We start from the raw sequence: 11,907 nt of genomic DNA, 5'->3' as shown, positions 1-11,907 counted from the left end.
GTCGATATTAAAGACCGTTCCAGAGATTCCGTCAACTCCGATGGGTTTGCTGGGTTTGAGCATGAAGTGACGGCAGAGATTCCAGTGATTGCTGTGAAATTTCCGGACAAGTGGTGTCGAGAGGTGCTAGGAACGTTCGCTGGGGGGACAGGACCTGATCCCCTCAGCTCACCTATGACGTACGGAAGGACCCTCATGCACGACCCGGCCGAGGGCGAGGACGCCCACGAGCAGACCGGCCCGCTGGTACGGCCGTACATCGCGGGCGAGGCCCGGCACGACGCCGAGGGAGACCGGTTCTGGTCGGAGGAGCACGACGAAGCGGCCCTCGCCGCCGCACAGGGGCAGACACGGGGGCAGACACGGGGGCAGACCGCACAGGGCGAACAGGCCGATCACGGCGACGTGCTGGCGGAGGACTGGCGTCCGGAGACCGAAAGGCCCGCGGAAAGGCCCGCGGAAAGGCCCGCGACCGTCGTCCTGGAGTCCGGCGGCAGCGAGCCCCGCGGCTTCCTGGGCTCGGGCTGGCGCAGCGCGCCCGATCCCGAGGACTCCGAGGAGGACCCCTACGGGAATGAGGAGGACTCGCGGCGCGGTGGCATGCTGCTGCGGGCCGGCCTGATCGGTGTCGGCGTCGTCGCCGCGATCTGGGCCCTCGCCCTGTGGGTGGGCAGCCCGGCCGAACCGCCCTGTAGTGCGGGAGGCGCGGGCTGCGCGGCCGGCGCACCCGCGGCGTCCCCGACGCCGGCTCCGGACAGCGCCTCCGGGGACGACGCGGCGCTCGCCGAGCCCGGGCCGGGTGACGGCGATCCCTCGTCCGGCGGGCCGACGACCGCACCCACCACCGCGCCCACCCCCGGACCGGCCACCGCGGCGCCGTCCCGTGACACATCGGCCCGCGACCAGGATTCCGGGCGCCGAGCCACCACCTCTCCGCGTCCGGCCCGGTCGCGCGGCCCGGTGCGGTCGCAGGCTCCGGTGACGGTGGACGAGCCGACCGAGGCGCCGACGACCGTCGCACCCACGACAGAGCCGACGACCGAGCCCACCACCGCTCCCGCGCCCGCCCCCACCCAGGAGGCGCCCCGCCGCGGCGGAGGCCTGCTGGACATATTGTTCTAGCTCAGGAGGCCGTTGGATCAGGACGCCGTGCAGCTGTCCTGGGTCGCGTCGAAGCCCTCCACGTCGTCGAGCGTCTTGGGGGGCTTCATCCCCTGCCAGTCGGCGCCGATCCCCAGCACGAGGGCCTGCGTGGTGGACGTGCGGACCAGGTGGGACCGCGTCTTCTTGAGTTCGCGGTACAACCGCGACGCCCGGCCCTCGCCGTTGACGGAGTAGGCCACGGTGGTCTTCGCGTACGGCCTGGGCGCCTGCTCGACCTTCACGATGTGGTAGCCGCGCTGCTCCAGTTCGGCGGCCACCTCGGTGCCGAGGCCCTGCCTGCCGCTGCCGTTGCGCACCAGGATGTGGATCTGCGACTTGGGGATCTTCTGCTCGCCGCTGCGTACGTTCTTGGCGATCTGGTCGGCGGCGACCATGGTGAACAGGCGCCTGGCCTGGGGCTGCACCCACTCGACCCGGCCGGGGCTGGTGACCGAGTAGCGCCAGGGGGTGGTGACGAAGCGGATCTGCCCGGCCGTCAGGCCCTTCGCGCTCACCGCGAGGTCCTTCATCACGCCGATCGTGAGGTCGGGGTCGGTGGTGATCGCCTTGGTCACGGCGTCGAGGAACCCGAACAGCGTCGCGGGGTCGATCAGCGTCTCGCCGCTCATCGCCTTCTTGGCCATCGAGGCGAGGAACATCTGCTGCCGCTGGATCCGGCCGATGTCGGAGCCGTCGCCGAGCGAGTAGCGGGCGCGGACGTACCCGAGCGCCTGCTCGCCCTTGAGCACCTGCCTGCCGGCGGGCAGGGTGAGCAGCGCCTTCTTGTCGTGGACGGGCTGCGGCAGGCACACCGGCACGCCGCCCAGCGCGTTCACCATCGCCTTGAAGCCGGTGAAGTCGACCTTCACGAAGTGGTCGATGCGGATCCGGGTCAGCTGTTCGATCGTCCTCCAGGTGCAGCCGATGCCGCCGGAGTTGAACGACTCGTTGATCATCCCGATGTGTGGCCGCTGGCCAGGGAGCCGGTCGCCCTTGGCGGGACACGCCGGTAACTGGACGAGCGAGTCGCGGGGAAAGCTGATCAGGACCGCGCCGTCCCGGTTCGGGGAGATGTGCGCAAGGATGATCGTGTCCGTGCGCTCGCCCGGGAACCTGCCGTATCTGGCGTTCGCGCCGTCACGCTGGTCGGAGCCGACGATCAGCACGTTGAGCGCTTTGCTGATCTTCTGGGGCCGCGCGTCGCCGAGGTCCTGCCTGGTCACCGCCTCGTGCCGGACGTTGCCGGTCAGCTTGACGTACTGACCGGCGGTGGCCGTGACGGCGCCGATCAGCACGCCCAGCACGCCCGAAAGGCCCACCCACAGCCAGGCACGCCACTTCGGCGGCGTCCGGGGAGGTGGCGCCGGGAGGTCCTCCGCCGGGGGGGCGGGACGGACGTCGACGTGACCCACTGTCGTGCTCCTGGGGGTCGGACCAGGGCTTCCCGCCTGGTCGAGAGCCGGCTACGGCAAACGGGGCCAAGTGTAGCGATCTTCCCTGAACGCCACCTTCCAAATGCGTGAACCGTCAGGCGGGCGGGGCCGTGCTGCCCCGGGTGGTGAGGCGCGGGGGCTCGTCCTCCAGCTGCCTGGTGTCCGCGCCGTCGATCAGCGACAGCAGCCGCTGCGCCGCGTGCCCGCCGTACGCCGGGATGTCGCGGGCGACCACGGTCAGCGGCGGCCGGACGACCTGGCAGAGCGGGGAGTCGTCCCAGGCGACGATGGACAGGTCGGCGGGCACGTCGAGCCGCATCTCCTGGGCGACGGACAGACCGGCCACGGCCATGATGTCGTTGTCGTAGACGATCGCGGTGGGGCGGTCGGGCGAGCTGAGCAGCCGGCGGGTCGCCCGGGCCCCCTCCTCGCCGGTGTAGTCGGTGTGCACCGTGGGGCAGACGTCGAGGCCGAGGCCGGAGCAGACGTCGGTGAAGGCGCGGTCGCGGATGACCGTGTGGACGAGCCGCGGCAGACCGGCGACGCGGGCGATGCGCCGGTGCCCGAGCGCGGCGAGATACTCCACGGTCTCCCGTATGGCCGCGCCGTCGTCGGCCCAGACCGGCAGGAGCGACCCGGCGGCCGAGGGGTGCCCGATCACGACGACGGGCATGCCCATCTCCTCGATCTCCGGCACCCGGGGGTCGTCGAGGTGGAGGTCGACGAGGATCGCGCCGTCCACCCGGCCCTCTCCCCACCAGCGGCGGTAGACGCCCATCTCCGCCTCGTGGTCGCCGACCACCTGGAGCAGTAAGGCGTACGAGCGGGCCGACAGCTCGGCCTCGATGCCGCTGATCAGCTCCATGAAGAACGGCTCGACGCCGAGGAAGCGGGCGGGCCGGCACAGGGCGAGGCCCACCGCGTGCGCGCGGGCGCCGTTGAGCGCGCGGGCGGCGATGTTCGGCCGCCAGCCGATCTCGTCGGCGATGGCCAGGATGCGTGCCCTGGTGGCCTCCGACACTCCCGGCTGGCCGTTCAGGGCGTACGACACTGCCCCCTTGGAGACTCCCGCCTGGCGTGCGATGTCCGCGATGGTCGGTCTTCTCACGTGTCCCCTCGGGCTGAACCGGTCCAGTGGCTGTCAGCTTACTACCGTTACTTTGCCTCCATCTTCTTCCTATTGACACCACCGACGCCCGGATTTTACGGTTTCGGCACTTATCCGGTTCAGCAGTAGCGAGCCGAGCAACATCGGGGCCTGGATGCAGACCCCGCGCGGCGTCGCGTGGGGGAAGGAGAGACACCATGCGAAACCGAGCGCGGTTTCTTGTACCGGTGCTGGTGACCGGCTTATTAGGCGCGGCCTGCTCGAGCGGCGGGTCGACGGCCCCGGGCGGCGCGACGGGAGGGGCCGCGGGAGGAGCGGCCGCCCCTGCGGCGGGCGGCAGCGGCGGTGGAGCCTTCCCCCGCAACCAGACCCTCTACACCAGCGGCACCCAGTGGGGCCCTCCGGCGAACTGGAACCCCCTGCGCGAGTGGGACTTCGCCACCGGCACCAAGGGCCTGGTCTACGAGACGCTGTTCATGTACGACCCGAACACCGACAAGTTCTCGCCCTGGCTGGCCGAGAGCGGCGACTGGACCGGCGGCCTGGAGTACACGCTCAAGCTGCGCAAGGGCGTCACCTGGTCGGACGGCAAGCCCTTCACCGCCGACGACGTCATCTTCACCTTCGAGCTCGGCAAGTTCGAGACCGTTCCCTACCACCCGCTGTGGTCGTGGATGAAGTCCGCCGACAAGGTCGACGACTACACGGTGAAGTTCACCTTCACCACGGCCAACCACCAGGAGTGGGCCAACCACCTCTACAGCCGGGCCATCGTCCCCAAGCACCTGTGGGAGAGCAGGTCGGAGGACGAGGTGATGAACGGGATCAACGAGAAGCCCATCGGCACCGGGCCGTACGCCTACCAGTCGCACGACCAGGACCGCATGGTCTGGGTCAAGCGCGACGGATGGTGGGCGACCAAGGCGCTGAACAAGGACGTCAAGCCGAAGTACGTCGTCGACATCGTCAACTCCAGCAACGAGGTCGCGATGGGCCTGCTGCTGCAGAAGGGCCTCGACCTCAGCGTGAACTTCCTGCCGGGCATCGCGAACCTGGTCAAGGGCAACTTCGGCATCAAGACCTACTACGACCAGCCGCCGTACATGCTGTCGGCGAACACGGCGTGGCTGTGGTTCAACACCACCAAGAAGCCGATGGACGACAAGGAGTTCCGCAGGGCGGTCGCCTACTCGATCGACACCAAGAAGATCGTCGAGGGCGTCTACGGCAACCTGGTCAAGGCCTCCGACCCGACCGGCCTGCTGCCGCAGTGGGACAAGTACATCGACAAGAACGTCACCTCCCAGATGGGCTTCTCCTACAACCCCGACAAGGCCAAGCAGTTGCTGGCCGACGCCGGGTACAAGGACCGCAACGGCGACGGGCTGGTGGAGTCGCCGAACGGCGCCAAGATCTCGCTGAAGCTCATCGTGCCCGCCGGGTGGACCGACTGGATGGAGGCCGCCCGGGTCATCAGCTCCAGCGCCAAGGCGGCCGGCATCGACGTCGAGGCCGACTTCCCCGACTACAACGCGCTCGTCGACATTCGCAACTCCGGCAAGTACGACATGGTCATCAACAACGACAAGCAGCTCGCGAACACCCCCTGGCTGTACTACGACTATCTGTTCCGCTTGCCGGTGCAGAAGCTGCAGACCACGACGAACTACGGCCGGTACGAGAACAAGCGGGCGTGGGAGCTCACCCAGCAGCTCGACCAGGTCAAGCCCGAGGACCTGGAGGGCATGAAGAAGATCACCTCGGAGCTGCAGAAGATCCAGCTGGACGACATGCCCGTCATCCCCCTCTGGTACAACGGCCTGTGGTCGCAGACCACCAACTCGGTCTGGAAGAACTGGCCGACCAGTGCGCAGGGCACGCCGAAGTACCCGCCGACGGTGTGGCGCAACTGGCTGGAGATGGGCGGCACGCTCATGCTCACCGAACTCCAGCCGGCCTCCGGCGGCTGATCTTTTCGCGCCCCCTTCCCCCGCTGGGAGGGGGGCGCCGTTCCGCGACCGGGAGGTCGACGTGCGCCGCTACTTCGGCAGAAAGCTTCTCGTCTACGGCCTGACGTTCTTCGTGGCCGTGACCGTCAACTGGATGATCCCCCGGTTCATGCCGGGCGACCCCGTGCAGAGCATGCTCTCGCGGGCCAACGTCGCGCAGCCGGCGGCCGTCGAGGCCATGCGCGCCCACTACACCGCGATGTTCGGCTTCGACCTGCCGCTGTGGCGGCAGTACCTCAACTTCTGGGGCTCGCTGTTACGGGGGGACCTCGGCATCAGCATCTGGCTGTTCCCGACACCGGTCACGGACGTGATCGTCCGGGCCGTGCCGTACACGCTGGGCCTGCTGATCCCGTCCATCCTGCTGAGCTGGGTCGCCGGCAACCGGTTCGGCGCGTTCGCGGCGCGGCGCAAGTGGCTGGACAACACGGTGCTGCCGCTCGGCTACGTGCTGACCGCCACGCCGTACATGTGGCTGGCGATTCTGCTGGCCTGGGCGTTCGGCATCATCGCGGGGATCTTCCCGGTCGCCGGGGCGTACGGCTACGACCTCCAGCCGTCCTGGTCGGGGGAGTTCCTGGGCAGCCTCGCCCAGCACTGGTTCCTCCCGTTCGCCTCGCTGTTCCTGGTCGCGTTCGGCGGCTGGGCGATCGGCATGCGCAACATGATCATCTATGAGCTGGAGGCGGACTACGTCAACTACCTGCGGGCACTCGGCGCGCCGATGCGGCTGGTGCGGCGCTACGCCTTCAGGAACGCGATCCTGCCCCAGGTGACCGGTCTCGCCCTGCAACTCGGCGTGCTCGTGGCGGGCGCGCTGGTGACCGAGATCGTCTTCAGCTATCCCGGCCTCGGCCACCTGATCCTCCAGGCGATCCAGAACCAGGACTTCTTCCTGCTGCAGGGGACCTTCCTGTTCGTCGTCGTCGGCGTGCTGATCGCCAACTTCGTCATCGACATCGCGTACGTCCTGGTGGATCCGCGTACCCGCACGGGGATGGGAGGAGCGGCGTGAGAAACGAGGCGCTGCACTTCGCGCTGCGCAACCGCAAGCTGGTCGTCGGCACGGTCGTCGTCGCCGTCTTCCTCGTGGCCGGGGTGGTCGGGCCCATGGTGATCGACCACAAGCCCGCCGACTACGTCGGGCCCGCCATGGCGTCGCCGTCGGGGGAGTTCTGGTTCGGCACCACGACGTTCGGCCAGGACGTCTTCGCCCAGTTCCTGTACGGCCTGCGGTCGACGTTCCTGGTGGGCGTGCTCGGCGGCGTGCTGGCGTCGGTCGTCGGCATGGTCGTGGGTTTCGTCGCGGGCTACCGCGGCGGGTGGGTCGACGAACTGCTCACCATGGTCACCAACATCGTGCTCGTGCTGCCCGCGCTGGTGGTGCTGCTGATCGTCAACGCGTACCTCGGGGTGCGCAGCGTCGGCGTGCAGGCGCTGTTCATCGGGCTGACCTCCTGGCCGTGGGCCGCGCGGGCGATCAGGGCGCAGACGTTCTCGCTGCGCTCACGCGACTTCGTGGACCTGGCCCGGCTGAGCGGGGTGCGCACCCCGAAGATCATCCTTCGGGAGATCGCGCCGAACATGAGCTCGTACCTGTTCCTGACGTTCATCCTGCTGTTCGGCAGCGCGATCCTGATCGCGGCCTCGCTCGACTTCATCGGGCTCGGCCCGACCGACTCGGTCTCCCTTGGGCTGATGCTCAACAACGCGGCCCGGTGGAGCGCCCTCCAGCTCGGCATGTGGTGGTGGTTCGTCCCGCCGGGGGCCGGCATCACGGCGATCGTCGGCGCGCTCTACGTCATGAACGTCGGGCTGGACGAGGTGTTCAACCCGAAGCTGAGGGAGATGTGACGTGGCGCTGAGTGTCACCGACCTCCGGGTCTACTACCGGACGCTGCGCGGCGAGGTGAAGGCGCTCGACGGCGTCACGTTCTCCGTCGCGGACGGCGAGATCATGGGCCTCGCCGGGGAGTCGGGCTCGGGCAAGTCCACGCTCGCCAAGAGCCTGATCCGGCTGGACGGCCGCATGCGCCACGCCGGCGGCACGGTCGAGCTGGACGGCAGGACGCTGCCGATCGCCGACGACCGGGCGATGGACGAGTTCCGCTTCCGGGAGGTGTCGCTCATCCCGCAGTACTCGATGAGCGCGCTCAACCCGACCAGGAAGATCGGGAAGATGGTCGGCGAGCTGCTGGCGGCACGGGGCCTGCCCGGCGGCACCGCCGAGCTGGAGCGCCGGCTGGAGCTGGTCGGCCTGTCGAAGGACGTGCTCGGGCGCTACCCGATCGAGCTGTCCGGCGGCATGAAGCAGCGGGTGGTCATGGTGGTCTCCACGCTGCTGAACCCCTCGCTGCTGATCGCCGACGAGGTCACCTCCGCGCTCGACGTGTCGAGCCAGAAGGCTGTGGCCACCACGCTGCTCGGGTTCCGCGACCACGGGCTGGTGACCAGCATGATGGTCGTCACCCACGACATCTCGCTCGTGTACCAGATCGCCGACACCATCCTCGTGATGTACGCGGGGCGGCTGGCCGAGAAGGCCCCGGCGGAGATGCTCGTCACCGCGCCGAGGCATCCGTACACCAGGCAGCTCGTCTCCGCGCTGCCGGAGGTGGGGGTGCGCTACGAGGACCGGCGGCTGGCCGGGATCCCCGGCAACCCGCCGTCCCTGCTGAACCCGCCCGGGGGATGCCGGTTCCGGGACCGCTGCCCGGTGGCGTTCGAGCAGTGCGCCGAGCAGCCGCCGTTCGCGGAGGTGGCCCCCGGCCACCTCGTCGCCTGCTGGAAGGCCGAGTGAATGCTGAAACTGGATGGCGTCTCCAAGGTCTACCGCGTCGGCGCGTTCGGCGGGCGCGCGCTGACGGCCGTCTCCGGCGTCGGCTTCGAGGTCGGCGAGGGAGAGGTGGTCTCGCTCATCGGCGAGAGCGGCAGCGGCAAGAGCACGATCGGCCGGATGGTCCTGCGCCTCACCCAGGTCAGCGGCGGCACGATCACCCTGGACGGCCGGGACATCTCCTCGATCAGGGACCGCAAGGAGTACTACCGGCAGGTGCAGGGCGTCTTCCAGGACCCCTTCAGCTGCTTCAACCCCATCTTCCGGGCCGACCGGGTCTTCGCCTTGATCAAGGAGCAGTACTTCCCCGGGGTGGGCGCACGTGAGTGGCGGGGGCGCGTGGAGGACGCGCTGGAGAGCGTGCGGCTCGATCCCGGCAACGTCCTCGGCAAGTATCCCCACCAGCTCAGCGGCGGCCAGCTCCAGCGCATGCTGATCGCCCGGGCCGTGCTGCTCGACATCCGGCTGCTGGTCGCCGACGAGATCATCAGCATGCTCGACGCGTCCACCCGGATCGACGTGCTCAACCTGCTCGCCGACCTGCGGGCGCGGGGCCTCGGCATCCTGTTCGTCACGCACGACCTGTCGCTCGGCAACTACGTCAGCGACCGGACCGTGGTGCTGCGGGACGGGAGGATCGCCGAGATGGGCCCGACCCCCCTCGTGTTCGGGGACCCGAGGCATCCTTACACGCGCTCGCTGCTGGCCGCGGTCCCGCGCCTGCACACCAAGTGGACGGATGCCCCAGTAGATGGCACAGCGGATGGCACGGCGGAGGAGCGGGCGGAGGACCTGCCGTGCGCGTATCACGAGGCGGCGCAGGGGAGCCGGACCCGCCCCGGGCTGGCCGAGGTGGCGGACGGGCACTTCGTGGCCTGCTCCGGCTGCGCGGGAGCCGCGCCTGAGGAGAAGAAGACGAAGGAGAGAGCGTGAGCTCGTACCGTCCCCTGCACGACGGGTGGACCGTCACCGCCGTGTCGTCGACCGGGCAGCTCCGGCCCGTGGTCGCGGGGCTGCCCGCGTCCGTTCCCGGCTGCGTCCACACCGATCTCCTCGCCGCCGGGCTGATCGAGGACCCCTACCTGGACGACAACGAGGAGGGGCTCACCTGGATCGGCCGGACGGCGTGGGCCTACGAGACCACCTTCACCTGGGAGCCGGCCGAGGACGGCACCGGCGACGACCGGGCCGACCTGGTCTGCGCCGGGCTCGACACGGTCGCCACGCTCGTGCTCAACGGCGTCGAGATCGGCCGGACGGCCAACATGCACCGGTCGTACCGCTTCCCGGTGCGGCACCTGCTGCAGGCGGGCGACAACACGCTGCGGATCCTGTTCGACCCGCCGTACGGGTACGCGGAGGCGCAGAAGGCGGCGCTCGGCGACCGGCCCGGCGCGTACGACGAGCCGTACCAGTTCATCCGCAAGATGGCCTGCAACTTCGGCTGGGACTGGGGACCGACGCTGGTCACCGCCGGGATCTGGCGGCCCATCGGCATCGAGACCTGGAGCACCGCCCGCCTGGCCGAGGTGCGTCCCCTGGTGTCCGGGGACGGCACCGTCGAGGTGCACGTGGCGATCGAGCGCGCCGCCGAGCGCCCGCTCACCCTCACGGCCACGGTGGCGGGTGTGACGGAGAGTGTGACCGTCGCGCCCGGGGCACGCCGGTCCGTCGTCACGCTGACCGTGCCGGACCCGGGGCTCTGGTGGCCGCGCGGGTACGGCGAGCAGCCCCTGTACGACCTGGTCGTACGCCTGGAGGACGGCGAACGGGAGCACGAGTGGAGGGGCCGGATCGGGTTCCGCTCGGTGGAGCTGGACCGGACCGGCGACGCCTTCACGGTCGTGGTCAACGGCCGGCCGGTCTTCGTGAAGGGGTTCAACTGGATCCCCGACGACTGCTTCCCCAGCCGGATCACCCGTGACCGCCTGGCCGAGCGGTTCGCCCAGGCGGCCGGAGCGGGCGCCAACTGCCTGCGGGTGTGGGGCGGCGGGATGTACGAGAGCGACGACTTCTACGACCTCGCCGACGAGATGGGCCTGCTGGTCTGGCAGGACTTCCCGTTCGCCTGCGCGGCCTACCCCGAGGAGGGGCCGTTCGCGGCGGAGGTCGAGGCCGAGGCCCGGGAGCACGTCGCCCGCCTGACCCGCCACCCGAGCCTCGTGCTGTGGTGCGGCAACAACGAGAACATCGAGGGCCACGCCGACTGGGGATGGCAGGAGAACCTGGAGGGCCGCGGCTGGGGCGGCGGCTTCTACTACGACCTGCTGCCCAGGATCGTCGCGGAGCTCGACCCGGCCCGGCCGTACTGGCCGGGCAGCCCCTACTCCGGCTCCCCCGACCTGCCGCCCAACGACCCGTCCCGGGGCACCGTCCACATCTGGACCGTCTGGAACACCCACGACTACCGCCACTACGCGACCTACACGCCGAGGTTCGTGGCCGAGTTCGGCTTCCAGGGCCCGCCGGCGTACGCCACGCTGCGCGCCGCGGTCTCCGACGACCCGCTGACGCCGTCGTCCCCGGGGGTCGCGCACCACCAGAAGGCGATCGACGGCGGCCTCAAGCTGCTGCGCGGCCTCGGCGAGCACCTGCCCCGGCCGGACGGCTTCGACGACTGGCACTACTACACCCAGCTCAACCAGGCCAGGGCGATGGCCTTCGGGATCGAGCGGTTCCGGGCGCTCGCGCCGTACTGCATGGGCACGATCGTGTGGCAGCTCAACGACTGCTGGCCGGTCACCTCCTGGGCCGCCGTGGACGGCGGCGGGCGGCGCAAGCCGCTGTGGTACGCGCTGCGCCGGGCCTTCGCCGACCGGCTGCTCACCTTCCAGGGCGACGCGCTGGCGGTGGTGAACGACGCCGGCGAGGCGTGGTCGGGTGAGCTCGCCGTCGAACGGCTCAGCCTGGCGGGGGAGATCCTGGCCAAGGAACGCTTCGACGTGTCCGTCCCGGCGCGCGGCACGGCGTCCGTGGACCTGCCCGAGGCGGTGGCGCGGGCCGGGAACCCGGCGGGGGAGGTGCTGGTGGCGACCCTCGGCGACGCCCGCGCGCTGTGGTTCCCACGCGAGGACCCGGCGATGGACTATCCCCCGGCCGAGATGGACACGGTGGTCGAGGAGACCGAGGACGGCCTGCGGGTGACCGTGACCGCGCGGACGCTGGTGCGCGAGCTCGCGATCTTCCCCGACCGGCTCGATCCCCGGGCGACGGTGGACGACCAGCTCGTCACGCTGCTGCCGGGCGAGACGGCGGTCTTCCACGTCACCGGCGGCGGTCCCGACCCCGGCGCGCTGGTCCGGCACCCGGTGCTCCGGTGTGTCAACGAATCCCGTTAGTCTCGGACCGCGCTCGCTCTTCCCCCGCCGCATGCGAGAG

9 protein-coding genes are annotated in these 11,907 nt (G+C 70.0%); 7 read left to right on the top strand and 2 right to left on the bottom strand.

The window, feature by feature from the left end:
• The first annotated feature begins 174 nt into the window (after window positions 1-174).
• Window positions 175-1,122: a hypothetical protein gene (locus tag HHX33_RS03035; RefSeq protein WP_182873177.1), complete on the top strand. Its 948-nt coding sequence runs from the start codon at window positions 175-177 to the stop codon at window positions 1,120-1,122.
• Between the two features lie 17 nt (window positions 1,123-1,139).
• Here HHX33_RS03035 and HHX33_RS03030 read toward each other — a convergent pair whose 3' ends face one another.
• Both HHX33_RS03030 and HHX33_RS03025 read right to left on the bottom strand, forming a co-directional pair.
• The gene (locus HHX33_RS03030) at window positions 1,140-2,555 is read right to left on the bottom strand and encodes an LCP family protein (RefSeq protein ID WP_182873175.1); all 1,416 of its coding nucleotides are present in this window, start codon (window positions 2,553-2,555) and stop codon (window positions 1,140-1,142) included.
• Window positions 2,556-2,670: 115 nt separating this feature from the next.
• Window positions 2,671-3,684, bottom strand: coding sequence for a LacI family DNA-binding transcriptional regulator (locus HHX33_RS03025; protein ID WP_182873173.1), 1,014 nt, complete (start codon window positions 3,682-3,684; stop codon window positions 2,671-2,673).
• Window positions 3,685-3,881: 197 nt separating this feature from the next.
• Here HHX33_RS03025 and HHX33_RS03020 point away from each other — a divergent pair, with 197 nt between their 5' ends.
• The 6 genes from HHX33_RS03020 to HHX33_RS02995 all read left to right on the top strand — a co-directional run bounded on the left by HHX33_RS03020 (window position 3,882) and on the right by HHX33_RS02995 (window position 11,867).
• Window positions 3,882-5,654, top strand: coding sequence for an ABC transporter substrate-binding protein (locus tag HHX33_RS03020; RefSeq protein WP_182873172.1), 1,773 nt, complete (start codon window positions 3,882-3,884; stop codon window positions 5,652-5,654).
• Between the two features lie 61 nt (window positions 5,655-5,715).
• The gene (locus HHX33_RS03015; RefSeq protein ID WP_182873171.1) at window positions 5,716-6,708 is read left to right on the top strand and encodes an ABC transporter permease; all 993 of its coding nucleotides are present in this window, start codon (window positions 5,716-5,718) and stop codon (window positions 6,706-6,708) included.
• Window positions 6,705-7,547, top strand: a complete 843-nt coding sequence (locus HHX33_RS03010) for an ABC transporter permease (RefSeq protein ID WP_182873170.1) — start codon at window positions 6,705-6,707, stop codon at window positions 7,545-7,547. The genes HHX33_RS03015 and HHX33_RS03010 overlap by 4 nt, the downstream gene beginning before the upstream one ends.
• A gap of 1 nt (window position 7,548) precedes the next feature.
• Window positions 7,549-8,493 carry an ABC transporter ATP-binding protein gene (locus tag HHX33_RS03005; protein WP_182873169.1) on the top strand — a complete coding sequence of 315 codons (945 nt, stop codon included), beginning with the start codon at window positions 7,549-7,551 and terminating at the stop codon, window positions 8,491-8,493.
• A complete protein-coding gene (locus tag HHX33_RS03000; RefSeq protein ID WP_182873167.1) occupies window positions 8,494-9,462 on the top strand; it encodes an ABC transporter ATP-binding protein in 969 nt (322 codons plus the stop codon).
• Window positions 9,459-11,867 (top strand): glycoside hydrolase family 2 protein, encoded by a 2,409-nt coding sequence (locus HHX33_RS02995; RefSeq protein WP_182873165.1) that lies wholly within the window; start codon window positions 9,459-9,461, stop codon window positions 11,865-11,867. The genes HHX33_RS03000 and HHX33_RS02995 overlap by 4 nt, the downstream gene beginning before the upstream one ends.
• The last annotated feature ends 40 nt before the right edge of the window (window positions 11,868-11,907 follow it).

This window comes from Microbispora sp. H10670, assembly GCF_014161385.1.
Taxonomy (GTDB): domain Bacteria; phylum Actinomycetota; class Actinomycetes; order Streptosporangiales; family Streptosporangiaceae; genus Microbispora; species Microbispora triticiradicis.
Note: the sequence above shows the minus strand (reverse complement) of the source record. Positions and strands in the feature narration are given on the sequence as shown.